This window comes from Bacillus amyloliquefaciens DSM 7 = ATCC 23350, from assembly GCF_000196735.1.
GTDB classification, from domain to species: Bacteria; Bacillota; Bacilli; order Bacillales; family Bacillaceae; genus Bacillus; species Bacillus amyloliquefaciens.
On the sequence record NC_014551.1, the window covers coordinates 1719126 to 1745383 of the forward strand.

General features: G+C 45.8%; 24 protein-coding genes. All 24 read left to right on the forward strand.

Going from position 1 to position 26258, the window contains the following annotated elements:
• Positions 1-7: 7 nt before the first annotated feature.
• The 24 genes from rpsB (at position 8) to BAMF_RS29360 (ending at position 26162) form a co-directional block, all read left to right on the forward strand.
• Positions 8-748: a 30S ribosomal protein S2 gene (gene rpsB, locus BAMF_RS29245; protein WP_003154215.1), complete on the forward strand. Its 741-nt coding sequence runs from the start codon at positions 8-10 to the stop codon at positions 746-748.
• Between the two features lie 99 nt (positions 749-847).
• The gene (tsf, locus tag BAMF_RS29250; RefSeq protein ID WP_007409794.1) at positions 848-1729 is read left to right on the forward strand and encodes a translation elongation factor Ts; all 882 of its coding nucleotides are present in this window, start codon (positions 848-850) and stop codon (positions 1727-1729) included.
• A gap of 145 nt (positions 1730-1874) precedes the next feature.
• Positions 1875-2597 carry a UMP kinase gene (gene pyrH / locus BAMF_RS29255; protein ID WP_013352282.1) on the forward strand — a complete coding sequence of 241 codons (723 nt, stop codon included), beginning with the start codon at positions 1875-1877 and terminating at the stop codon, positions 2595-2597.
• Between the two features lie 2 nt (positions 2598-2599).
• Positions 2600-3157, forward strand: a complete 558-nt coding sequence (gene frr, locus BAMF_RS29260) for a ribosome recycling factor (RefSeq protein WP_013352283.1) — start codon at positions 2600-2602, stop codon at positions 3155-3157.
• 124 nt (positions 3158-3281) lie between these two features.
• The gene (locus BAMF_RS29265) at positions 3282-4064 is read left to right on the forward strand and encodes an isoprenyl transferase (RefSeq protein ID WP_013352284.1); all 783 of its coding nucleotides are present in this window, start codon (positions 3282-3284) and stop codon (positions 4062-4064) included.
• A 3-nt stretch (positions 4065-4067) separates the two neighbouring features.
• Complete coding sequence (locus BAMF_RS29270; RefSeq protein WP_014470393.1) at positions 4068-4865, forward strand: phosphatidate cytidylyltransferase; 798 nt, start codon at positions 4068-4070, stop codon at positions 4863-4865.
• 55 nt (positions 4866-4920) lie between these two features.
• Entirely contained in the window at positions 4921-6072 is a 1152-nt protein-coding gene (dxr, locus tag BAMF_RS29275) for a 1-deoxy-D-xylulose-5-phosphate reductoisomerase (protein WP_013352286.1), read from the forward strand.
• Between the two features lie 6 nt (positions 6073-6078).
• Entirely contained in the window at positions 6079-7347 is a 1269-nt protein-coding gene (gene rseP, locus BAMF_RS29280) for an RIP metalloprotease RseP (RefSeq protein WP_088030506.1), read from the forward strand.
• A 32-nt stretch (positions 7348-7379) separates the two neighbouring features.
• Positions 7380-9074, forward strand: a complete 1695-nt coding sequence (proS, locus tag BAMF_RS29285; protein WP_013352288.1) for a proline--tRNA ligase — start codon at positions 7380-7382, stop codon at positions 9072-9074.
• 111 nt (positions 9075-9185) lie between these two features.
• On the forward strand, positions 9186-13499 hold the full coding sequence (locus BAMF_RS29290) for a PolC-type DNA polymerase III (RefSeq protein WP_013352289.1): 4314 nt from the start codon (positions 9186-9188) through the stop codon (positions 13497-13499).
• Between the two features lie 242 nt (positions 13500-13741).
• Positions 13742-14212, forward strand: a complete 471-nt coding sequence (rimP, locus tag BAMF_RS29295; protein ID WP_013352290.1) for a ribosome maturation factor RimP — start codon at positions 13742-13744, stop codon at positions 14210-14212.
• 39 nt (positions 14213-14251) lie between these two features.
• Positions 14252-15373: a transcription termination factor NusA gene (gene nusA, locus BAMF_RS29300; protein ID WP_013352291.1), complete on the forward strand. Its 1122-nt coding sequence runs from the start codon at positions 14252-14254 to the stop codon at positions 15371-15373.
• A gap of 13 nt (positions 15374-15386) precedes the next feature.
• A complete protein-coding gene (rulR, locus tag BAMF_RS29305) occupies positions 15387-15662 on the forward strand; it encodes a glucose-induced regulator RulR (RefSeq protein ID WP_003154193.1) in 276 nt (91 codons plus the stop codon).
• 1 nt (position 15663) lies between these two features.
• On the forward strand, positions 15664-15966 hold the full coding sequence (locus BAMF_RS29310; RefSeq protein WP_003154192.1) for a YlxQ family RNA-binding protein: 303 nt from the start codon (positions 15664-15666) through the stop codon (positions 15964-15966).
• A 19-nt stretch (positions 15967-15985) separates the two neighbouring features.
• Positions 15986-18139, forward strand: a complete 2154-nt coding sequence (gene infB / locus BAMF_RS29315; RefSeq protein WP_013352292.1) for a translation initiation factor IF-2 — start codon at positions 15986-15988, stop codon at positions 18137-18139.
• Positions 18136-18414, forward strand: a complete 279-nt coding sequence (locus BAMF_RS29320) for a DUF503 domain-containing protein (RefSeq protein ID WP_013352293.1) — start codon at positions 18136-18138, stop codon at positions 18412-18414. The genes infB and BAMF_RS29320 overlap by 4 nt, the downstream gene beginning before the upstream one ends.
• Positions 18415-18430: 16 nt before the next feature.
• Positions 18431-18784, forward strand: coding sequence for a 30S ribosome-binding factor RbfA (rbfA, locus tag BAMF_RS29325; RefSeq protein ID WP_003154185.1), 354 nt, complete (start codon positions 18431-18433; stop codon positions 18782-18784).
• Positions 18785-18867: 83 nt separating this feature from the next.
• The gene (gene truB / locus BAMF_RS29330; protein WP_013352294.1) at positions 18868-19797 is read left to right on the forward strand and encodes a tRNA pseudouridine(55) synthase TruB; all 930 of its coding nucleotides are present in this window, start codon (positions 18868-18870) and stop codon (positions 19795-19797) included.
• Between the two features lie 19 nt (positions 19798-19816).
• Positions 19817-20758 carry a bifunctional riboflavin kinase/FAD synthetase gene (ribF, locus tag BAMF_RS29335; RefSeq protein ID WP_013352295.1) on the forward strand — a complete coding sequence of 314 codons (942 nt, stop codon included), beginning with the start codon at positions 19817-19819 and terminating at the stop codon, positions 20756-20758.
• Between the two features lie 165 nt (positions 20759-20923).
• On the forward strand, positions 20924-21193 hold the full coding sequence (rpsO, locus tag BAMF_RS29340; RefSeq protein WP_003154182.1) for a 30S ribosomal protein S15: 270 nt from the start codon (positions 20924-20926) through the stop codon (positions 21191-21193).
• Between the two features lie 172 nt (positions 21194-21365).
• A complete protein-coding gene (gene pnp / locus BAMF_RS29345) occupies positions 21366-23483 on the forward strand; it encodes a polyribonucleotide nucleotidyltransferase (protein ID WP_013352296.1) in 2118 nt (705 codons plus the stop codon).
• A 111-nt stretch (positions 23484-23594) separates the two neighbouring features.
• Positions 23595-24554 (forward strand): polysaccharide deacetylase family protein, encoded by a 960-nt coding sequence (locus BAMF_RS29350; protein ID WP_013352297.1) that lies wholly within the window; start codon positions 23595-23597, stop codon positions 24552-24554.
• A 40-nt stretch (positions 24555-24594) separates the two neighbouring features.
• The gene (locus tag BAMF_RS29355) at positions 24595-25830 is read left to right on the forward strand and encodes a M16 family metallopeptidase (RefSeq protein WP_013352298.1); all 1236 of its coding nucleotides are present in this window, start codon (positions 24595-24597) and stop codon (positions 25828-25830) included.
• Between the two features lie 74 nt (positions 25831-25904).
• Complete coding sequence (locus BAMF_RS29360) at positions 25905-26162, forward strand: YlmC/YmxH family sporulation protein (RefSeq protein WP_003154176.1); 258 nt, start codon at positions 25905-25907, stop codon at positions 26160-26162.
• Positions 26163-26258: the final 96 nt, after the last annotated feature.

Consider the following 26258-nt stretch of genomic DNA (forward strand, 5'->3'; position numbering starts at 1 on the left):
AAATCACATGTCAGTTATTTCTATGAAACAATTGCTTGAAGCTGGTGTTCACTTCGGCCACCAAACACGCCGCTGGAACCCAAAAATGAAGCGTTACATTTTCACGGAGCGTAACGGAATCTACATCATTGACCTTCAAAAAACAGTGAAAAAAGTAGAGGAAGCTTACAACTTCACGAAAAACCTTGCTGCTGAAGGCGGAAAAATCCTTTTCGTCGGCACAAAAAAACAAGCTCAGGATTCTGTTAAAGAAGAAGCTGTACGCTCTGGCATGTACTATGTCAACCAACGCTGGTTGGGCGGTACACTGACAAACTTCGAAACAATCCAAAAACGCATTAAGCGTCTGAAAGACATCGAAAAAATGCAAGAAAACGGTACGTTTGAAGTACTTCCGAAAAAAGAAGTTGTTCAATTGAAAAAAGAATTAGAGCGTCTTGAAAAATTCCTCGGCGGAATTAAAGACATGAAGGATCTTCCTGATGCATTATTCATCATCGATCCTCGCAAAGAGCGCATCGCTGTTGCGGAAGCTCGCAAATTGAACATTCCTATCATCGGAATTGTAGATACAAACTGTGATCCTGATGAAATTGATGTCGTAATCCCTGCAAACGATGACGCAATCCGCGCTGTCAAACTTCTTACTTCTAAAATGGCAGATGCTATTCTTGAAGCGAAGCAAGGCGAAGAAGAAGCGGAAGCTGCTGAAGAGACTGCACCTGAAACAGAAACGACAACTGCGTAACCTAATCAAAAGGTGATAAGAGGGACTGCCTTTTATCACCTTTTTTTAAGAAAAATGTATCTATACATATCTTGTTTACACATATAAGGAGGAATTCAAATGGCTATTACTGCACAGCAGGTAAAAGAACTGCGTCAAAAAACAGGCGCTGGTATGATGGACTGTAAAAAAGCGTTGACTGAAACTGACGGAGATATGGACAAAGCAATCGACCTTCTAAGAGAAAAAGGGATTGCGAAAGCGGCTAAAAAAGCTGACCGTATCGCTGCTGAAGGTTCTACTCTTATTAAAACTGACGGCAACAAAGGCGTTATCCTGGAAGTAAACTCTGAAACTGATTTCGTTGCGAAAAACGAAGGCTTCAAAGAGCTTCTGAACACACTTGCTGACCACCTTCTTGCAAACGCTCCTGCTGATCTTGAAGAAGCAATGGGTCAAAAGATGGAAAACGGTTCTACTGTTGAAGAATACATCACAAGCAACGTTGCTAAAATCGGAGAGAAAATCACTCTTCGCCGTTTTGCTGTTATTACAAAAGAAGACAGCGAAGCGTTCGGTGCTTACCTTCATATGGGAGGCCGCATCGGCGTATTATCTGTTCTTAGCGGAACAACTGACGAAGATCTTGCAAAAGACATCGCGATGCATGTTGCAGCGGTAAATCCTCGTTACATTTCACGTGACCAAGTGTCTGAAGAAGAAGCAAACCATGAGCGTCAGATCCTGACTCAGCAAGCTCTTCAAGAAGGCAAACCGGAAAACATCGTAGCGAAAATGGTTGAAGGCCGTCTGAACAAATTCTTCGAAGAAATTTGCTTATTAGACCAAGCTTTCGTTAAAAACCCAGACGAAAAAGTGAAACAAGTTGTGGCTGCGAAAAACGCATCTGTTAAAACTTACGTCCGCTACGAAGTTGGAGAAGGTATTGAAAAACGCCAAGAAAACTTTGCTGAAGAAGTTATGAACCAAGTGAAAAAATAATGGCGGAAAGCCTTGGCGAATCTTTCGCGGCTTTTCAGGCAGTATAGGGGACACTACTTGTGTTCCCTATTTTTAAAACTATATTTACAAACCTTTTTTTCTCTTGCATAATAGGAAACGGCAATGTTTACACTTGGAGGTTATTATGGAAAAACCAAAATACAATCGTATCGTTTTAAAGCTTAGCGGAGAAGCACTGGCAGGAGAGCAGGGAAACGGGATTAATCCGACTGTCATCCAATCCATCGCTAAACAGGTAAAAGAAATCGCTGAGCTTGACGTCGAAGTGGCCGTAGTCGTAGGCGGCGGCAACTTATGGCGCGGAAAAACAGGCAGTGACTTAGGAATGGACCGTGCGACGGCCGATTATATGGGCATGCTTGCTACTGTCATGAACTCACTTGCCCTGCAGGACAGCCTTGAAACTCTCGGAATTCAGTCCAGAGTGCAGACATCAATTGAAATGCGTCAGGTCGCTGAGCCTTACATCAGAAGAAAAGCCATCCGCCACTTGGAGAAAAAACGCGTTGTGATTTTTGCCGCGGGAACAGGAAACCCTTATTTCTCTACGGACACAACCGCAGCGCTGCGTGCCGCTGAAATCGAAGCGGATGTGATCTTAATGGCGAAAAATAATGTCGACGGTGTGTATAATGCTGATCCGAGAAAAGATGAGACAGCCGTTAAATACGAAAAATTATCTTATCTCGATGTGTTAAAAGACGGGCTGGAAGTCATGGATTCTACGGCTTCTTCACTATGTATGGATAATGATATTCCGCTGATCGTCTTTTCTATTATGGAAGAAGGAAATATTAAGCGTGCCGTAATCGGCGAATCAATCGGAACGATCGTAAGGGGGAAATAACGTTGTCAAACGAAGTATTAACTCAAACAAAAGAACGCATGGAAAAAGCGGTTGCCGCTTATTCACGCGAATTGGCGTCAGTACGCGCGGGACGTGCCAACCCGTCTCTATTGGATAAAGTGACAGTAGAATACTACGGTGCCCAAACACCTTTAAACCAGCTGTCTTCTATCAATGTGCCTGAAGCGCGTATGCTTGTTGTCACACCGTATGACAAAACAGCAATCGGTGATATTGAAAAAGCGATTCTGAAAGCTGATCTTGGCGTAACTCCGACAAGTGACGGCACAATTATCCGCATCGCGATTCCTGCTCTGACGGAAGAAAGACGTAAAGAACTTGTCAAAGTCGTGAAAAAATACGCGGAAGAAGCGAAAGTAGCAGTTCGTAATGTCCGCCGTGACAGCAACGATGAACTCAAAAAGCTTGAGAAAAACGGAGACATTACAGAAGACGAGCTTCGTGCTTCCAGTGAAGACGTTCAAAAGCTGACAGATGAATTTGTGTCAAAAATTGACAGTGTTACAAAGGACAAAGAAAAAGAAATCATGGAAGTTTAATGAAAAACTATGTACAATAGATAATGTGAAAAGACCCTCTCATGTTTACAGGGGTTTTTTTGTTAATACTGTTGATTACATTGATCATCAGCAACGCAACCTTTTTGGGTGACGGAGGAATCTCATGCTCAACATACTCAAAAATTGGAAGAATCAGCAGAATGCGGCTTCCAACTTAGAACGGTATACAAAAGAAGACATACTGAAGGGTGAAATTCCCGCACACATCGCCATTATTATGGACGGTAACGGACGCTGGGCGAAGAAGCGCTCACTTCCGCGGATTGCCGGACATCATGAAGGAATGAAAGTGGTAAAAAGAGTGACAAAGCTCGCAAATCAGCTCGGCGTCAAAGTTCTGACTCTTTACGCGTTTTCCACGGAGAACTGGAAGCGCCCGAAGATGGAAGTCGACTTTTTGATGAAGCTTCCGGAAGAGTTCCTGAATACGTATCTTCCTGAATTGATAGAGGAGAATGTACGTGTGAAAATAATCGGAGATGAATCCGCGCTCCCTTCTCATACGTATAAGGCGATTGAGAAGGCCGTAAAAGATACAGAACAAAATGACGGGCTGATTCTCAATTTCGCTTTGAACTACGGCGGACGCACGGAAATCGTCAATGCGGCAAAAGCATTGGCCGAACAGGTGAAAAGCGGTACGCTGAATATCGAAGACATTGATGAAGCGCTCTTTTCCAAGCATTTAATGACAGAATCAATCCAGGACCCGGAGCTGCTCATAAGAACGAGCGGAGAAATCAGACTGAGCAACTTTATGCTTTGGCAGGTGGCTTACAGTGAATTTGTTTTTACAGATGTCCTGTGGCCCGATTTTAAAGAAGATCACTTTCTGAAGGCAGTGGGAGAATTTCAGCAGCGGGGCCGGAGGTTTGGCGGAATTTAGAGGATGGTGGAAATGAAACAAAGATTGTTAACGGGTGTTCTGGCAGCGGCACTATTTTTATTTTTGGTTATTTTCGGAGGATTGCCGTTCACCGTATTTGTTTATGTGATGGGCAGTATAGCGCTTTTTGAGCTTTTGCGGATGAAAAAGCTCAAGTTTTTTTCTTTTCCGGGTCTGATCAGCCTCCTGTTATTATGGCTGTATATGATGCCGGACAAATATCATTTTTTTGACGCGAAAATGGAAGTAACGATTTTCGCCGTTTTGATATTGCTCAGCTATACGGTGCTTGTGAAAAACACCTTTACGTTTGATGAAGTCGGGTTTATCGTCCTAGCGACGGTATATATCGGACTGTGTTTTCATTATTTTATCGAAATCAGAAACATTGAAACAAACGGGCTTTTGTATATTTTTTATGCCTGCGTTGTCATATGGTCAACGGATTCGGGCGCATATTTTGTAGGAAAGTCGCTCGGAAAGCGGAAGCTGTGGCCTGAAATCAGTCCTAACAAAACGGTGGAAGGGTTTCTCGGCGGTATTGCCATCGCCCTTATTTTCACGGCTGTTTTTCAGCTGTTTGCCGGTCTTCCGATTTCATACCCGGTTCTTTTGGTCATCACACTTGTTCTGTCTGTTTTCGGACAGATCGGGGATTTGGTGGAATCAGCGCTGAAACGGCACTATGATGTGAAGGATTCGGGGAAAATCCTTCCGGGGCATGGCGGCATTTTAGATCGATTTGACAGCTTTTTGTTTGTCATGCCGTTCTTGTACTTTCTGCTTGCGCTTTTTTCATGAGAAAGGCTAATATGAAAATAAGACCGATCTGGACGCATAGAATGGGAGTGGCATTTTGAAGAATATTTGTCTTTTAGGAGCAACGGGATCAATAGGGGAGCAGACATTGGATGTATTGCGCATGCATGAAGACCAATTCCGTCTCGTCTCGATGACTTTCGGTAAAAACGCCGAAAAAGCAATCCCGTTGATCAGAACGTTTCAGCCGAAATATGTAGCAGTCGGCGACATGGATACATATCGAAAAGTGAAAGAAGCGTCTTTTTCTCATGAGTGTCAAATCGGCATCGGAGAAGAAGGCCTGATCGAAGCGGCGGTCATGGATGAAGTGGATATCGTGGTCAACGCGCTGCTCGGAAGCGTCGGTTTAATCCCGACTTTGAAAGCGATTGAACAGAAAAAAACAATTGCGCTTGCAAATAAGGAAACTCTTGTCACTGCCGGGCATATAGTGAAAGGACACGCAAAACAATACGGCGTGCCCCTTCTTCCGGTCGACAGCGAACATTCCGCTATTTTTCAGGCGCTGCAAGGAGAACAGAGCAAAAATATCGAGCGTCTGATCATTACGGCATCAGGCGGCAGTTTCAGGGATAAAACACGGCAGGAGCTTCAGTCTGTAACGATTGCCGACGCCCTTAACCACCCGAACTGGTCGATGGGTGCAAAGATTACGATTGATTCGGCTACAATGATGAATAAAGGGCTTGAAGTCATTGAAGCGCACTGGCTGTTTGACATTCCGTATGAACAGATTGACGTTGTTTTACATAAGGAGAGCATTATTCATTCGATGGTTGAATTTCACGACAGAAGCGTCATTGCCCAGCTCGGAAATCCGGACATGAGGGTGCCGATTCAATACGCGCTGACATACCCGGACCGGCTGCCTCTGCCTGAAACAAAAAGGCTTGAATTATGGGAGATCGGAAGCCTTCATTTTGCGAAAGCTGACTTTGAAAGGTTCCGCTGCTTACAATTTGCCTTTGAATCAGGTAAAATAGGGGGAACGATGCCGACGGTTTTAAATGCAGCCAATGAAGAAGCCGTCGCCGCTTTTCTTGCCGGACGGATTTCGTTCTTATCGATTGAGGATCTGATTGAAAAAGCATTGAACCGCCACAGCGTAATTCAGGATCCGAGTCTTGCGGATATCCAAGAAGTGGACAAAGACACCCGGGGATACGTTAATTCAATACTCACATAAGGTGGTATGTTCGTGAATACAGTTATCGCGTTTATTATTATTTTCGGAACGCTCGTTTTTTTCCATGAGCTGGGGCATTTACTGCTCGCCCAAAGAGCGGGAATCCTTTGCCGTGAATTTGCGATCGGCTTCGGGCCCAAAATCTTTTCATTTAAAAAGAATGAAACCGTGTATACAATCAGGCTCCTTCCGGTCGGCGGGTTCGTCCGCATGGCCGGTGAAGACCCGGAGATGATTGAAGTCAAACCCGGTTATACCGTCGGGCTTCTTTTTAATAAAGACGACGAAGTGGAAAAAGTCATCATTAATCAAAAGGAAAAATACCCCGACGCTTTAATTGTCGAGGTGGAGACGGCTGATCTTGAGCACGAAATGAAGATTACAGGGTATGAGCAGGGGAAAGAAGATGAACTGTCGGGCTTTACTGTCAGTCAGACCTCTTTTTTCATCGTAGACGGAGAAGAAGTGCAGATTGCGCCTTACAACCGCCAATTCGGGTCAAAACCTGTATGGCAGCGGATTAAGGCGATTGCTGCCGGTCCGATTATGAACTTCATCTTAGCATATGTCATTCTCGTCATGCTTGGATTCATTCAAGGCGTGCCTTCGAATCAGCCTGAGCTCGGAAAACTGACAGACAATGGACGCGCAGCGGCTGCCGGTTTAAAAGAAGGCGACTATATCCAGAGCATTAACGGTGAAAAGATGCGGTCATGGACTGACATCGTGACAGCGGTAAAAGACAATCCCGGGAAAAAAATCGATGTCGCCGTGAAACGTGACGGCAAATCGTTTCATATCTCGGTTACCCCTGAAGCCGTAAAAGATGAAAACAAAAAAACAATCGGCCGCTTCGGCTCTTATGCGCCGACTGAAAAAGGCGCGTTTGTTGCGATCGCTTACGGCGCGACATCTACGGTTGATGTCACAAAGGCGATCTTGACCAATCTGAGCAAAATCGTGACAGGCCAGTTTAAGCTTGATATGCTTTCAGGCCCTGTCGGAATTTATGATATGACGGATCAGGTTGCAAAAACCGGTATTATCAACCTATTCCAGTTTGCGGCGTTTTTAAGCATCAACCTTGGAATCGTCAACCTGCTGCCGATCCCGGCGCTTGACGGCGGAAGACTGCTGTTTTTATTTATTGAAGCAATCCGCGGCAAGCCGATTAACCGTGACAAGGAAGCATTTGTCGTATTTATCGGCGTCGCTTTCTTAATGCTTCTTATGCTGGTTGTCACATGGAACGATATCCAGCGTTTATTCTTATAATTGACTAGTAAAAAAATCAGAGGTGCGAAGACATGAGACAAAGTTTGACGCTTATTCCGACCCTGAGAGAAGTGCCGGCTGATGCTGAAGCAAAAAGCCATAAGCTTCTGCTGAGAGCGGGATTTATCAGACAAAATACGAGCGGGGTTTACAGCTACATGCCCCTGGCTTACAGGGTCATTCAAAACATTCAGAAGATCGTGCGTGAAGAAATGGAAAAAATCAACGCGGTGGAAATGCTGATGCCGGCCCTTCAGCAGGCTGAAACTTGGCAGGAATCAGGCAGATGGTATACGTACGGGCCTGAATTGATGCGTCTGAAAGACCGTCACGGCCGCGAATTTGCTTTAGGCGCGACACATGAAGAAGTCATTACTTCTCTCGTGCGCGATGAGGTGAAATCTTATAAGCGTCTGCCGCTCACTCTTTACCAGATCCAGTCTAAATTCAGAGATGAAAAACGCCCGCGTTTCGGGTTATTGCGGGGACGCGAATTCATCATGAAAGATGCGTACTCTTTCCATGCCTCTGAAGAAAGTCTGGAAGAAACGTACCAAAACATGTACGGCGCATACAGCAGCATTTTCGCACGCTGCGAATTAAATGTCCGTCCCGTTATTGCCGACTCAGGCGCAATGGGCGGAAAAGACACGCATGAATTTATGGCTCTTTCCGAAATAGGGGAAGATACCATCGCATATTCCGATGGGTCCTCTTACGCAGCTAACACGGAAATGGCGGAAGTTGTCATGAACACCGAGCCGTCAGATGAAAAACCTGAGGCGCTGGAAAAAATTGATACGCCGAATGTTAAAAGCATTGAAGAGCTGGCTTCTTTCTTGCAGATCGAGCCGAGCGCCTGCATCAAATCAATGCTGTTTAAAGCGGATGACCGATTTGTTCTCGTGTTAGTAAGAGGCGATCATGAGGTCAATGACGTAAAAGTGAAAAACCTTCTGAACGCGGAAGTGGTTGAGCTTGCGTCTCATGAAGAAGTAGCGGAGAAGCTTGGCACGGAGCCGGGATTTGCGGGGCCGATCGGCGCTGCCGGCGACATTGAGATTTATGCCGACCAGGCTGTCAAAGTGATGGTAAACGCCGTAAGCGGCGCGAATGAAAAAGACCGCCATTACCGAAACGTAAACATCGAACGCGATGCGTCTGTAAAAGCATATGCCGATCTTCGAATCATTCAGGAAGGCGATCCGTCACCTGACGGAAAAGGCACGATCCGTTTCGCTGAGGGAATTGAAGTCGGACAAGTCTTTAAGCTCGGCACGCGTTACTCAGAAGCTATGAATGCGACATACCTTGATGAAAACGGGCGGGCGCAGCCGATGCTGATGGGATGTTACGGAATCGGCGTGTCCAGAACGCTTTCAGCAATCGCTGAACAGCATCACGACGAAAAAGGCCTGATCTGGCCGAAAAGCGTTGCTCCGTATGATCTTCATATTTTGGCGCTGAATATGAAAAACGAAGCGCAAAAAGAGCTTGCTGAGAAGCTTTACGGCAAATTCCAAGCGGAAGGTTATGAGGTGTTATACGATGACCGCGCAGAACGCGCAGGCGTGAAATTTGCTGATTCTGACCTGATCGGCCTTCCGATCCGCATCACTGTCGGTAAACGTGCCGATGAAGGCATCGTAGAAGTGAAAATCCGCAAAACCGGTGAATCCGCCGAAGTTTCAGTGGATGAGCTTTCTGAATTTATCAAGACGAAGTAATCGCCATAACGAATCGTACAAAATCATGTTAAAATAGAGAAAAAAGAAGGTACCTCATCACCTGCGGAGGTACCTTCACTTATGATGTTTTAAGGGAGGGATACTGTCTGAATGGAACAGTTATCAGTAAACAGAAGACAGTTTCAGATTCTTCTGCAGCAGCTTAATATGACAGATGATACCTTCATGACATACTTTGAAGATGGAGAGATTGATAAACTGACAATCCATAAAGCAGAAAAGGCCTGGCATTTCCAATTTCGCTTCAAGGCTCTTTTGCCGTATCAAATATATGATTCATTCATGATGAGGTTAACACAATCGTTTGCTCACATCGCCCGTGTCACATCATCCATTCAAGTCATTGACCCTAGCGTGTCAGAGGAGCTTGTACAGGATTATTGGACGCGCTGTATCGAAGAGCTTGAAGGAACCTCGCCGCCGATGGTGGCCCTTTTGAATCAGCAGAAGCCGAAGCTCAAGGGAAACAAGCTGATCGTGAAAACAAAGACGGATACAGAAGCATCGGCGCTCAAAAATAAATACAGCGCACTGATTCAGCACAGCTATCGCCAATTCGGCTTTCCTGAACTGCAGCTGGATACCGAAATTTTCGTGTCTGACCAAGAAGTTCAGAAATTCCGCGAGCAAAAGCTTGCTGAAGATCAGGAGCGGGCGATGCAGGCGCTTATCGAAATGGAGAAGAAGGAAAAAGAGGGCGATGAGGATCAGACGCCATCCGGACCGCTTGTCATCGGCTATCAAATTAAAGAGAACGAAGAAATCCGGACGCTTGACAGCATCATGGATGAAGAAAGAAGAATCACGGTGCAGGGCTATGTGTTTGATGCTGAAACACGCGAGCTGAAAAGCGGACGGACGCTCTGTATTTTCAAAATTACGGATTATACAAACAGTATTCTAGTGAAAATGTTTGCAAGAGAAAAAGAAGACGCCGCCCTCATGAAAACACTGAAAAAAGGCATGTGGGTGAAAGCGCGGGGAAGCATCCAAAACGATACATTCGTCAGAGACCTCGTCATGATTGCAAATGACGTGAATGAAATAAAAGCCAAAACCCGGGAAGACACCGCTCCTGAAGGCGAAAAACGGGTAGAGCTTCATCTGCATTCTCCGATGAGCCAAATGGACGCCGTAACGGGCATCGGAAAGCTTGTCGAACAGGCGAAAAAATGGGGACACGAAGCGATTGCGTTAACTGATCATGCCGTCGTGCAGTCCTTCCCGGATGCATATTCCGCCGCGAAAAAGCACGGTATTAAAATGATTTACGGAATGGAAGCCAATATCGTAGATGACGGCGTTCCGATCGCATACAATCCCGCTCACCGTCTTCTGGAAGAAGACACATATGTCGTCTTTGACGTTGAAACGACGGGTCTGTCAGCAGTGTATGACACCATCATTGAGCTTGCGGCAGTCAAAATAAGAGGCGGAGAAATCATTGATAAATTCGAAGCGTTCGCCAATCCGCACCACCCTCTGTCAGCAACGACGATAGAGCTCACCGGAATTACGGATGACATGGTCCGCGACGCGCCCGATGTCGTTGACGTTGTCAGGGATTTTAAAGAATGGATCGGCGATGATGTGCTAGTGGCTCACAACGCCAGCTTTGATATGGGATTTTTAAATGTAGCGTATAAGCGCCTTTTGAAAACCGAAAAAGCGAAAAATCCGGTCATTGATACGCTGGAACTCGCGCGTTTCCTGTATCCTGAATTTAAAAATCACCGCTTAAATACGTTATGTAAGAAGTTTGATATCGAATTAACCCAGCACCACCGAGCGGTCTTTGACGCTGAAGCAACAGGATATCTGCTGTTAAAAATGCTCAAAGACGCGGCTGAAAAAGATATTTTTTATCATGATCAGCTGAATGAGAATATGGGACAATCCAATGCTTACCAAAGATCAAGGCCTTATCACGCTACATTGCTTGCCGTGAATGAGACCGGCTTGAAAAATCTGTTTAAGCTCGTGTCCATTTCTCATATTCAATATTTCTACAGAGTGCCGCGCATTCCAAGGTCGCAGCTTGATAAATACAGAGAAGGCCTGTTAATCGGTTCTGCCTGTGACAGGGGAGAGGTCTTTGAAGGCATGATGCAAAAATCACCTGAAGAGGTTGAAGATATCGCATCTTTCTATGACTATCTTGAAGTGCAGCCGCCGGAAGTATACAGGCACCTTCTGCAGCTTGAGCTCGTCCGGGATGAAAAAGCGCTGAAAGAAATTATCACAAACATTACGAAGCTCGGGGAAAAACTGAATAAGCCGGTCGTTGCGACAGGAAATGTCCACTATTTAAACGATGAGGATAAAATTTACCGGAAGATCTTAGTTTCTTCTCAAGGCGGCGCCAACCCGTTAAACAGACATGAACTGCCTAAAGTGCATTTCAGAACGACAGATGAAATGCTGGATGCTTTCTCCTTTCTGGGTGCGGAAAAAGCGAAAGAAATCGTGGTTGAGAATACACAAAAAGTCGCTTCCATGATCGAAGAGATCAAACCGATTAAAGACGACCTGTACACGCCGAAAATTGACGGAGCCGATGAAGAAATCCGTGAAATGAGCTATCAGCGCGCCAGAAGCATTTACGGTGAAGAGCTTCCTGAAATTGTTGAAGCGAGAATAGAGAAAGAATTAAAAAGCATCATCGGCCATGGATTCGCCGTTATATATCTCATTTCTCATAAGCTTGTAAAACGGTCTCTGGATGACGGCTATCTCGTCGGCTCCCGGGGATCCGTCGGTTCATCACTTGTGGCGACTTTAACGGAAATCACTGAAGTGAACCCGCTCGCTCCGCACTATGTGTGCCCGAGCTGCCGGTATTCCGAATTCTTTAATGACGGATCCGTCGGTTCCGGTTTTGACCTTCCGGATAAAAGCTGCCCGTCTTGCGGCACTCCTTTGAAAAAGGACGGACACGATATCCCGTTTGAAACGTTCTTAGGCTTCAAAGGCGATAAAGTACCCGATATCGACTTGAACTTCTCAGGTGAGTATCAGCCGCATGCGCATAACTACACGAAAGTGCTGTTCGGTGAAGATAATGTTTACCGTGCGGGAACGATCGGCACCGTTGCGGAAAAGACGGCTTACGGATATGTGAAAGGCTATGCGGGCGACCACAACCTTCACATGCGCGGCGCTGAAATCGACCGCCTCGTACAGGGCTGCACCGGTGTTAAGAGAACGACCGGCCAGCACCCGGGGGGCATTATCGTTGTGCCTGATTATATGGATATTTACGATTTTTCACCGATTCAATTCCCGGCTGATGCGACGGGTTCTGAATGGAAAACAACTCACTTTGACTTCCACTCCATTCATGACAACCTGCTGAAGCTTGATATATTAGGACACGATGATCCGACAGTCATCCGGATGCTCCAGGATTTAAGCGGAATTGATCCGAAGACGATTCCGACGGATGATCCTGAGGTTATGAAGATTTTCCAAGGGACAGAATCACTCGGCGTCACTGAAGAGCAGATCGGCTGCAAAACGGGGACGCTCGGCATTCCTGAATTCGGGACGCGATTTGTGCGGCAGATGCTCGAAGATACGAAGCCGACGACGTTCTCTGAGCTTGTTCAGATTTCCGGGCTTTCTCACGGGACTGACGTATGGCTCGGCAATGCGCAGGAACTGATACACAACAATACGTGTGAACTGAGCGAAGTGATCGGCTGCCGCGATGACATCATGGTTTATTTGATCTATCAGGGCCTTGAGCCTTCACTGGCCTTTAAAATCATGGAATTTGTCCGTAAAGGCAAAGGCCTGACGCCGGAATGGGAAGAAGAAATGAAAAAGAACAATGTGCCGAACTGGTATATTGATTCATGCAAAAAAATCAAATACATGTTCCCGAAAGCCCACGCCGCCGCATATGTGTTAATGGCGGTACGGATTGCATACTTTAAAGTGCATCACGCGCTTTTATACTATGCTGCGTATTTTACCGTACGTGCCGATGACTTTGACATTGATACGATGATTAAAGGCTCGACTGCCATCAGGGCGGTTATGGATGATATCAGCTCTAAAGGGCTTGATGCTTCGCCGAAGGAAAAAAACCTCCTTACCGTGTTAGAGCTTGCGCTTGAAATGTGTGAACGCGGCTATTCCTTCCAGAAGGTCGATCTATACCGTTCAAGCGCTTCGGAATTTATCATTGACGGCAACAGTCTGATCCCGCCGTTCAACTCAATTCCGGGTCTCGGAACCAACGCCGCTCTCAATATTGTAAAAGCGCGGGAAGAAGGAGAGTTCCTTTCAAAAGAAGACCTTCAAAAACGCGGAAAAGTGTCAAAAACCATTTTAGAGTATTTAGACCGCCACGGCTGTCTGGAGTCGCTTCCGGACCAAAACCAGCTGTCACTGTTTTAAGCTTTGGCAGCAAGCCTTTTAGGCGGAGTTTGATTTGCATTAAATATATGGTTATGGTATAGTTTTATTGGAAATGCTAACGATTACCGAGGCCAAAGAGTGGGGAAACCCGCTCTTTTGTATTGAACAGGCAATTTTGCCTCGACATGTCCATCGTTTTCTCAAAGCCCCTGCTCTTTAGAAGCAGGGTTTTTATGCAGAGGAACGGCTGATATGATATCGACAGCACAAGGAGGAAAAACATGAGCAAAAAAGTGACTGATACCGTTCAAGAAATGGCTCAGCCCATACTAGATGACCTTCAGCTTGAACTCGTAGACATTGAATTTGTCAAAGAGGGTCAAAACTGGTTCCTTCGCGTGTTTATTGATTCCGATAACGGTGTTGATATTGAGGAGTGCGCCAAAGTCAGCGAAGCGTTAAGCGAAAAGCTGGATGAGGCCGATCCGATCACTCAAAACTACTTTCTTGAAGTATCTTCTCCTGGAGCCGAGCGTCCATTAAAGAAAAAAGCCGACTTCGAAAAATCACTGGGCAAAAATGTGTACATGAAAACGTACGAACCGATTGACGGTTTAAAAGTGTTTGAAGGCAAATTGGCTGAATTTGATGGACAAACTGCTACAATAGAGATGACGATTAAAACAAGAAAGAAACGGGTCAATATTCCGTATGAAAAAATAGCTAACGCAAGATTAGCTGTAACTTTTTAATGAATGAAGTATTAGTGTTTAAGGGGGGAGACCGCTAACATGAGCAGTGAACTATTAGATGCCCTCACGATTCTTGAAAAAGAAAAAGGCATCAGTAAAGACATTATCATCGAAGCAATTGAAGCTGCCTTAATTTCTGCGTATAAGCGAAATTTTAACCAGGCGCAAAACGTACGGGTCGATCTGAACCGTGAGACGGGCACCATCCGCGTGTTCGCAAGAAAAGATGTCGTAGACGAGGTATACGATTCAAGGCTTGAAATCTCGCTTGACGACGCCCAGCACATCCATCCGAACTACCTTGTCGGAGATGTCGTTGAAATAGAAGTAACGCCGAAAGACTTCGGCCGCATTGCTGCGCAGACAGCAAAACAAGTTGTGACGCAGCGTGTCCGTGAAGCTGAGCGCGGCGTGATTTATTCAGAATTTATCGATCGTGAAGAAGACATCATGACGGGAATTGTACAGCGTTTAGACAGCAAATTTATTTACGTGTCTCTCGGCAAGATTGAAGCGCTGCTGCCCGTTAATGAACAAATGCCGAATGAGAGCTATAAACCTCACGATCGTATTAAAGTATTCATTACAAAAGTCGAAAAAACGACAAAAGGGCCGCAAATCTATGTATCAAGAACACATCCCGGTCTTTTGAAGCGTCTTTTTGAAATCGAAGTGCCGGAAATTTATGACGGAACGGTCGAACTGAAATCCGTTGCCAGAGAAGCGGGCGACCGCTCTAAAATCTCCGTCCGCACTGATGATCCTGACGTCGATCCTGTCGGTTCATGCGTCGGTCCTAAAGGCCAGCGCGTACAGGCGATCGTCAATGAACTGAAAGGCGAAAAAATTGATATTGTCAACTGGTCTGACGATCCGGTTGAATTTGTTGCCAATGCGCTCAGCCCATCTAAAGTGCTGGATGTCATCGTCAACGAAGAAGAAAAAGCCACGACTGTCATCGTTCCTGATTACCAGCTTTCTCTGGCAATCGGAAAAAGAGGGCAAAACGCCCGCTTAGCCGCGAAACTGACAGGATGGAAAATTGATATCAAAAGTGAAACGGATGCAAGAGACATTGGCATCTTTCCGAGAGAGCATGAAGAAGATGACGATTTAGAGCCGCTCTTTATGGAGCCTGAAACAGCCGAATCGGATGAATAAGAGGTGACTTTAGGTGAATAAGCGAAAAAAAATTCCTCTGCGCAAATGTGTGGTAACGGGGGAAATGAAGCCTAAAAAGGAACTGATCCGAATTGTCCGTTCAAAAGAAGGAGAGATTTCAGTCGATCCGACAGGCAAGAAGAACGGGCGGGGTGCCTATATCACCCTTGAGAAAGAATGCATCTTAGCTGCGAAAAAGAAAAACACATTGCAAAATCAATTTCAATCACAAATCGATGACCAGATTTTCGAAGAATTGCTGGAACTGGCGGAAAAGGTGAAAAAATAACATGTCTGGAATGGAATGGTTTCCCTTGCTGGGTCTGGCCAATCGAGCTCGTAAGGTCGTGTCGGGCGAGGACTTGGTTATAAAAGAAATTAGAAATGCGCGTGCAAAACTTGTTCTGCTGACAGAAGATGCATCTGCGAATACTGCAAAAAAAGTATCCGATAAATGCAATTATTATAAAGTACCTTATAAAAAAGTCGAAAGCCGCGCGGATCTCGGCCGCTCTATCGGCAAGGAATCACGTGTCGTTGTCGCCGTCACTGACCAAGGTTTTGCGAATAAGCTGATCAGCTTGCTCGATTAATATTTTTGGGGGTGAACGAATGGCTAAAATGAGAGTATACGAATATGCAAAAGCCATCAATGTTTCAAGTAAGGAAATTTTGACGGCGCTGAAAAACATGGATATAGTAGTAAATAACCATATGGCAACGCTTGAAGAAAAGACCATTAAGCAGCTTGATGCGAAATTTAAAAAAGGCGGCGCCGGCGTTAAATCTCAAAAGCCTGCGGAAACGAACAAAAACAAGCAGCCGCAAGGGGTTAATCAGCAGCCTGCTGGGAATCAACCAAACAAAATTCGAGACGGAAAGAAGAATGACGTGCAGAATAATCAATTTAACAAAAACAAGAAGAATAACAACAACAACAAAAACAAAAACAAACGCAATCATAACAACAAAAATCAGCATCAGCAAAAACCGCTGAAGCCGAAAAAAGAGCTTCCTGAGAAAATTACGTTTTCCGGCTCTTTAACAGTCGGAGCCTTAGCCGAAGAACTGGGCAAAGAACCGTCTGAAATCATTAAAAAGCTGATGCTTCTGGGCGTAATGGCTACGATTAACCAGGAGCTTGACAAAGACACAATCGAACTGATCGCATCTGAATACGGTGTAGAAACAGAAGAAGTGATTGTGCTTGAAGAAACTGAGCTTGAAAAATATGAAGAGGCTGACAAAGAAGAAGATCTTCAAATCCGTCCGCCTGTCGTAACGATCATGGGCCACGTTGACCACGGGAAAACGACCCTTCTTGACAGCATCAGAAAGACTAAAGTTGTTGAAGGAGAAGCCGGCGGAATCACCCAGCATATCGGGGCTTACCAGATCGAAGAAAACGGCAAAAAAATCACTTTCCTTGATACACCCGGACACGCAGCGTTCACAACGATGCGCGCACGCGGAGCGGAAGTAACCGATATTACCATTTTAGTCGTAGCGGCTGATGACGGCGTTATGCCGCAAACAGTCGAAGCCATCAACCATGCGAAAGCGGCTGAGGTTCCGATTATCGTTGCCGTGAATAAAGTGGATAAAGAAAGCGCGAACCCTGACCGTGTTATGCAGGAACTGACTGAATACGGACTCGTTCCGGAAGCATGGGGAGGAGAAACGATTTTCGTTCCTCTGTCCGCTCTTACAGGTAAGGGAATTGACGAGCTTGTCGAAATGATTCTGCTTGTCAGTGAAGTAGAAGAGCTGAAAGCCAATCCGAACCGTCAGGCAAAAGGAACGGTTATTGAAGCTGAGCTCGATAAAGGAAGAGGATCTGTTGCGACACTTCTCGTTCAAACGGGAACATTGCAAGTCGGAGATCCGATCGTTGTCGGAAATACATTCGGCCGCGTGCGGGCCATGGTCAATGATCTCGGCCGCCGCGTGAAAACAGCCGGACCGTCCACACCTGTGGAAATCACGGGCTTAAATGACGTACCGCAAGCTGGCGATCAATTCCTCGTCTTTAAAGACGAAAAAACAGCCCGTTCTGTCGGTGAAGCGCGTGCTTCCAAGCAATTGGAAGAACAGCGCAGCGACAAAGCGAAGCTGAGCCTTGATGATCTGTTTGAGCAAATTAAACAAGGCGATGTCAAAGATATCAACTTAATCGTAAAAGCGGACGTTCAAGGTTCTGCCGAAGCGTTAACGGCCGCTCTTCAAAAAATTGAAGTAGAAGGCGTAAAAGTGAAAATCATTCACACAGGCGTCGGTGCGATTACGGAATCAGACATCATTCTCGCATCTGCTTCAAATGCAATCGTTATCGGGTTTAATGTGCGCCCAGACGGAAATGCTAAGAGCACGGCTGAAGCTGAAAATGTAGATATCCGTCTTCACCGTATCATTTACAAAGTCATCGAAGAAATTGAAGCGGCGATGAAAGGAATGCTTGATCCTGAATACGAAGAAAAAGTCATCGGTCAGGTTGAAGTGCGCCAAACATTCAAAGTGTCGAAAATCGGCACGATTGCCGGCGGATATGTAACAGACGGCCACATTACACGTGACAGCGGACTTCGCTTGATCCGTGACGGCGTGGTAATCTTCGAAGGGGAAGTAGATGTTCTGAAACGCTTCAAAGATGATGTGAAAGAAGTTTCACAAGGGTATGAATGTGGTATTACGATTAAGAAATACAATGACATCCGCGAAGGTGACATCCTTGAAGCGTATGTCATGCAGGAAATCGAAAGAAAGTGATCGGATTTGCGGAATGTGAATGCATCATTTACGATGCGGGATCATTAAAGGAGAAACGAGCCGTTCTGAAGCGGATTATGACGAGGGTTCAGAATAAGTTCAACGTGTCGGCAGCTGAAATCGGCTATCAGGACACTTGGCAGCGGACCAGCTTCGGAATCGCCGTCGTCTCCTCCTCTCACGTTCAGGCGGAAAAGGAGATTCAGCGCGTACTCGCGTTTATTGACTCCTTTCCCGAAATAGAACGGACGATCACTAGAACAGAGTGGTTTTAACTTAGAGGTGATTGAATTGAGTATGAGAGCAAACCGTGTCGGAGAACAGATGAAAAAAGAGCTTGGGGATATTATCAGCCGAAAGCTGAAAGACCCGAGAATCGGATTTCTGACTGTAACAGACGTACGTGTTTCAGGTGATTTGCAAATAGCGAAGGTGTATATCTCCGTTCTCGGCGGAGAGAAAAAGAAAGAGGAGGCGCTGAAAGGCCTTGAGAAAGCGAAGGGATTTATCCGTTCCGAAATCGGCAGCCGAATCAGACTCCGTAAAACGCCTGAGCTTGAATTTGAATTTGATGAATCAATTGAATACGGCAACCGTATTGAAACATTGATTCACGAACTGCATTCAGATAAACCGTCTGAATAACGGGAAAAGAGGATGGGCGTTGTCGTCTGTCCTCTTTTCTGCGTTTTACGGGATACAAATGATAACAAAGGAGCGAAAGACAGATGGTTAACGGAGTTCTCCTTTTACATAAACCGGTCGGCATGACTTCTCACGACTGTGTAATGAAAATAAGAAAACTGTTAAAAACAAAGAAAGTCGGTCATACGGGCACACTTGATCCGGAAGTGTCAGGCGTACTGCCGATCTGTGTCGGACGGGCCACAAAGATCGTTGAGTACGTTACCGACAAGTCAAAAACGTACGATGCTGAGATCACTCTCGGCTTCTCCACCTCGACTGAAGATCAGACGGGGGAAACCGTCAGCGTAAAACCTGTCAAGGAGCCGATAAATGAAACGGACATCAAAGCCGTTTTAGACGAACTAAAGGGACCGCAGGAGCAAGTGCCGCCGATGTATTCCGCGGTGAAGGTGAACGGGAAAAAGCTCTATGAATACGCCCGAGCGGGTATTGAAGTGGAGCGGCCGAAGCGGAATATCACGATTGAAGATATCTCCCTCACTTCACCTGTCACTTATACGGATGATACAGCGTCATTCCGCTTCACAGTCACGTGCTCAAAAGGGACTTACGTCAGAACATTGGCAGTGACAATCGGTGAAAAGCTCGGCTATCCCGCGCATATGTCGCATCTTATCCGGACTGCTTCCGGCGATTTCAGCCTTGATGAGTGTTTCACGTTTGATGAGCTTGAGCAGCAGGCTTCAGACGGCACGGTTGCAGAGCATGCGGTGCCGATTGAAAGAGCGCTCAATCATTTGCCGAAATGGGTCATAAGTGATACATTAGCTAAGAAAGCTGAAAACGGGTCAGTGTTTGACATCCCGGCTGAATTTTCTGCAATGACAGCTGACGCCCGTATAGCGGTCTGTACCGAAGCCGGAGAATGTGTGGCCATTTATATGCCGCACCCTTCAAAAAAAGGACTGCTGAAACCGGCTAAAGTGCTGATGCAAAAAAGCGAACAATAAGAAAAAAGGTGACCGTTCTGTGAAGACGATACATATTTCTCATCCGCATCATTTACAAAAAGAAGAGCAGCCGGCGTCTGTCATGGCGCTCGGCTACTTTGACGGCGTTCATTTAGGGCACCGGAAAGTAATCGGAACAGCCAGACAAATTGCCGAAGAAAAAGGCCTGTCGCTGGCCGTCATGACGTTTCATCCCCACCCTTCCCATGTTTTGGGCAGGGACAAAGAGCCAAAGGATCTGATTACGCCGCTTGAAGATAAAATCAGCCAGATCGGACGTTTAGGCGCCGATGTGCTGTATATCGTAAAGTTTGATGAAGCGTTTGCGGCTTTGTCTCCAAAACAGTTTGCCGAGGATTATATTTTAGGATTAAACGCTCAGCATGCTGTGGGCGGCTTTGATTTTACGTACGGAAAATACGGAAAAGGCACGATGGCCACACTGCCGGACGATTTAAACGGCAAGGCTGAATGCACGACTGTCGAAAAACAGACCGAGCAAGACAGAAAGATCAGCTCCACTTACATCAGGTCGGCGCTGCAGGATGGCGACGTTGAGCTGGCACACACTCTCCTCGGCCAGCCGTATTTTATCCGGGGCACTGTGATTCACGGAGACAAAAGAGGCCGCACCATCGGCTTTCCGACGGCGAATATCGGCCTCAACAACAGTTATATCGTGCCGCCGACAGGCGTTTATGCCGTGAAAGCCGAAATAAAAGGCGAGAAGTATGAAGGCGTCTGCAATATCGGCTATAAACCTACCTTTTATGAAAAGCGTCCCGATCAGCCGTCAATTGAAGTTCATTTATTTGATTTTCAACAGGATGTATACGGGGAAGACGTTAAAATCGAGTGGTACAAACGCATCCGCAGCGAACGGAAGTTTAACGGCATCGATGAACTGACGGCCCAGATCGAGAAAGACAAACAAGAAGCGATCCGTTTTTTCAGCAAATAACGGAAAAATCATCAAAAGTACACAAATTTTATTCTAAAAGATTTGCATATGGGCGCGATTTTTAGTATCATATGTTTCGTAGTCTTAAAACCATTGCTTGGCAATCCGAAGTCACCGACGGTTGCTAGGTAACTGGGGCTAATTATGATATGGAGGTGAAACAGGATGGCAATTACTCAAGAGCGTAAAAACCAACTCATCAGCGAGTTCAAAACACACGAATCTGATACTGGATCTCCAGAAGTTCAGATCGCTATCCTAACAGACTCAATTAACAACTTGAACGAGCATTTGCGTACTCACAAGAAAGATCACCACTCACGTCGCGGTCTTCTTAAAATGGTAGGTAAACGTCGTAATCTTCTTACGTATCTGCGTAATAAAGACGTAACTCGTTACCGTGAGTTAATTAATAAACTAGGCTTACGTCGATAATCGTAAAAAGCGGGAGGATTCCCGCTTTTTTATCGTATTAAAGCGAAAAAATAATGATAAAAAACAATGAAATCCTTTTACATACTACTTTGACATTGATATGTTCAATTCATTTCGTTCATAATAGGAGTAATTGATTATTTCACACATTAAGAGAGGAGCTCGTAATCGAATGGGACAAGAGAAACATGTCTTTACCATAGATTGGGCCGGCAGACAGCTTACAGTAGAAACCGGCCAGCTTGCCAAACAGGCAAACGGCGCTGTTATGGTCCGCTACGGCGATACCGCAGTGCTCAGCACAGCAACCGCATCAAAAGAACCGAAACCGCTAGATTTTTTCCCGCTTACCGTTAATTACGAAGAAAGATTATATGCAGTAGGTAAAATTCCCGGCGGCTTTATTAAAAGAGAAGGCCGTCCGAGTGAAAAGGCCGTATTAGCCAGCCGTCTGATCGACCGTCCGATCCGTCCGCTTTTCGCCGACGGATTCCGTAACGAAGTACAGGTTATCAGTATTGTCATGAGTGTTGATCAGAACTGCTCATCTGAAATGGCTGCAATGTTCGGTTCATCACTTGCTCTTTGCGTTTCCGATATTCCGTTTGAAGGTCCGATTGCGGGTGTGACGGTAGGCCGCATTGACGGACAGTTCATCATCAATCCGACGGTTGACCAGCTTGAAAAAAGTGATATCAACCTCATCGTTGCAGGCACAAAAGACGCCATCAACATGGTGGAAGCGGGAGCGGATGAAGTTCCTGAGGAAATCATGCTTGAGGCGATAATGTTCGGCCACGAAGAAATTAAGCGCCTGATCGCATTCCAAGAAGAAATTGTGGCGGCAGTCGGCAAAGAAAAAACCGAAATTGAACTGTATGAAATTGATGCAGAGCTCAGCGAAAAAGTAAAAAGTCTTGCGGAGCCGGATCTTCTCAGCGCCATTCAGGTTCACGAAAAGCATGCGCGTGAAGATGCGATCAATAAAGTGAAAGATGCAGTCGTCGCGAAATTTGAAGAAGAAGAGCACGATGAAGATACGATCAAAAAAGTGAAACAGACACTGTCTAAACTTGTGAAAAACGAAGTGCGCCGTTTGATCACAGAAGAAAAAGTCCGTCCTGACGGCCGCGGTGTCGATCAAATCCGCCCGCTTTCTTCAGAAGTCGGCCTTCTGCCGAGAACGCATGGCTCCGGGCTGTTTACGAGAGGACAGACGCAGGCGCTCAGTGTTTGTACATTAGGTGCTCTTGGCGACGTTCAGATTCTTGACGGTTTAGGCGTGGAAGAATCAAAACGGTTTATGCATCATTATAACTTCCCGCAATTCAGCGTAGGGGAGACAGGCCCGATGCGCGGACCGGGACGCCGTGAGATCGGTCACGGGGCTCTTGGAGAGCGTGCGCTTGAGCCGGTCATTCCGAATGAAAAAGACTTCCCGTATACGGTTCGTCTCGTATCTGAAGTGCTTGAATCAAACGGTTCCACTTCACAGGCCAGCATTTGCGCGAGCACGCTTGCCATGATGGACGCCGGTGTTCCGATTAAAGCGCCTGTTGCGGGTATCGCGATGGGACTTGTGAAATCAGGCGAGTACTATACGGTATTAACGGATATTCAAGGGATGGAAGATGCCCTCGGTGACATGGACTTTAAAGTAGCCGGCACGGAAAAAGGCGTGACAGCGCTGCAAATGGACATTAAAATTGAAGGCCTTTCAAGAGAAATTCTTGAAGAAGCGCTTCAGCAGGCGAAAAAAGGAAGAATGGAAATCTTGAACAGCATGCTCAGCACGCTTGGTGAATCAAGAAAAGAACTTTCTCAATATGCGCCGAAAATCTTAACGATGACAATTAATCCGGATAAAATCCGTGACGTTATCGGACCGAGCGGCAAACAAATCAACAAAATCATTGAAGATACCGGTGTTAAAATTGACATTGAACAAGACGGCACCATCTTTATTTCTTCTACTGATGAAAGCAGCAACCAAAAAGCGAAAAAAATCATCGAAGATCTTGTCAGAGAAGTCGAAGTCGGCCAGCTTTACCTCGGTAAAGTCAAGCGGATTGAGAAATTCGGCGCTTTCGTTGAAATCTTCAGCGGAAAAGACGGTCTCGTTCACATCTCTGAACTTGCGCTCGAACGGGTCGGCAAAGTTGAGGATGTTGTGAAAATCGGTGACGAAATCCTTGTGAAGGTAACTGAAATCGACAAACAGGGACGAGTCAACCTGTCGCGTAAAGCAGTGCTGCGCGAAGAGAAAGAACAAGAACAACAACAATCTTAAATGAAAACCTAACAAGGAGCCTGGGAGACCCGGCTTCTTTATTTTGAGAAAGACAACAGCGGGTTCTACCTTGTCCTCCTCATACATAATGTGTGATGAGGGGGGAAGGACATGTTGAAAAAATTCGTGCCGTTTGCCGTTTTTTTATTTCTTTTTTTTGTTTCGTTTGAGATGTTAAAAAACCCGTATACAGTTGATTACATAGACGCAATGAAAAAAGACGCAGTGACTGTGTCAGCATCAAAAGATCCGCTTTATGAGGAATTGCTCCAAAAAGCGCCGGAGTATGAAGTGAAGCCGCAAGATGCGAGGATTGATAAAATATGGAAGGCGATACCTGGTTATAACGGTTTAAAGGTCAATGTGGAAAAATCCTATAAGCAAATGAAAAAGGATGGAGAATTTCACGAAGATGACCTTGTCTATGAACAGGTAAAACCGAAAGTCCATCTCGATTCTCTTGCGCCCGAACCCATTTATAAAGGAAATCCCGACAAGCCGATGGTCGCTTTCCTGATAAATGTAGCTTGGGGAAATGAATACGTGGAGCAAATGCTGCCTATTCTGAAGCAGCATCAGGTCAAAGCAACTTTCTTTCTTGAAGGAAAATGGCTCAAAAACAATCAGGAACTTGGGAAAAAAATAGCGGCAGACGGACATGAAATCGGAAATCATTCATACAATCACCCTGATATGAGCAAACTGACATCAGGAAGCATTTCCGAACAGCTTGACAAAACCAATGCACAAATCAGCGAGACGCTCGGCATGAAGCCGAAATGGTTTGCGCCGCCAAGCGGCAGCTTCAGAAAAGCCGTGGTCGACCTTGCGGCGGAAAAAGGAATGGGCACCATCATGTGGACCGTTGACACCATTGACTGGCAAAAACCGTCTCCGGCTGTTTTACAAACAAGGGTGTTGAGCAAAATACATAACGGAGCCATGATTTTAATGCATCCGACTGATCCGACTGCGAAAAGCCTGGAAACGCTGATTACAAAAATCAAAGAAAAAGGCTATGCGCTCGGCTCAGTGTCTGACTTAATGGATGAAAACAGGCTGATGAAGTAGCAGGCGGCAGTTTGCCTGTCTTTGAATAGGAGGAACAAACTTGATAAAACGCTATACATGCCAAAACGGTGTAAGAGTTGTGCTTGAAAATAATCCAACGGTGCGGTCCGTGGCAATCGGCGTCTGGATCGGAACGGGATCACGCCATGAAACGCCGGATACAAACGGTATTTCGCACTTTCTTGAGCATATGTTTTTTAAAGGAACAAATACGAGATCCGCACGGGAAATCGCAGAATCCTTCGATCGGATAGGCGGTCAAGTGAATGCCTTCACTTCAAAAGAATATACGTGCTATTACGCCAAAGTGCTGGATGAACATGCAAACTACGCACTTGACGTGCTGGCCGATATGTTCTTTCATTCTGCTTTTGATGAAGATGAACTCAAAAAAGAAAAGAACGTCGTATATGAAGAAATTAAGATGTATGAAGACGCGCCGGATGACATTGTCCACGATCTGCTGAGCAAAGCGACATACGGAAATCATTCGCTCGGCTACCCGATACTCGGGACGGAGGAAACGCTTTCTGCTTTTAACGGTGATTCTCTCAGACAGCATATGGATAACTTTTACACACCGGACCGCGTCGTCATTTCTGTCGCCGGAAATGTAACAGAACAATTTATTAAAGACGTGGAGAAATGGTTCGGTACATACGAAGCAAAGGGCAAGGCAAGCGGTATCAGCCAGCCTGAGTTTCATTATGAAAAGCTGACCAGAAAAAAAGACACCGAACAGGCGCATCTCTGCCTCGGTTTTAAAGGCCTGAAAGTCGGAGACCCGGACATCTACGATTTAATCGTCTTAAACAACGTGCTGGGCGGAAGCATGAGCAGCCGTCTTTTCCAGGATGTGCGTGAAGATAAAGGACTGGCCTATTCTGTATACAGCTATCACAGTTCCTATGAAGACAGCGGTATGCTGACGATTTATGGAGGCACCGGCGCTAATCAGCTCGGGCTTCTGTCTGAAACCATTCAAGAAACGTTATCGGTTCTAAAACGTGACGGCATTACCCCGAAAGAACTGGAAAACAGCAAAGAGCAAATGAAGGGAAGTTTAATGCTCAGCTTAGAAAGCACAAACAGCAAAATGAGCCGGAACGGGAAAAACGAACTCCTGCTCGGAAAGCATAAGACGATGGATGAAATTATCGCTGAATTAAATGCAGTCAGCCTGGAGAGCGTCAACGGCCTGAGCCGCCGCTTATTTACGGATGATTACGCATTATCGCTCATCAGTCCGACCGGCAATATGCCGGCCTCATCTTAAGCGGGAAGTCTGCCTCTGTACGGGGCAGGCATTTTTTTTTGCTCAGGGTCATATAGTACAAGGGGGTGGCTATCATGAGGCTCAGTGAACTGTCAGGTAAAGAAATTGTAGACATTAAACGGGCAGAGCGACTCGGCGTGCTCGGCCAGACCGATTTGGAAATTAATGAACAGGACGGACAAATTACCGCGCTGTTGATACCGACGGTAAAATGGTTCGGGTTGAGAAAACAAGGCCACGACATCCGTGTTCCCTGGAATCATATTCAAAAAATCGGGTCAGACATGATCATTTTAGATGTTCCCGGGGAGATCACTCCTCCAGAAGAGTAGATCGTATTCATTTTTCGCAAGCACCGGCTCAAACAGCCGGTGCTTTTTTTATGAAAAAAACGCTGTACATTCACCGCCCTTTCTCTTCGCACATAC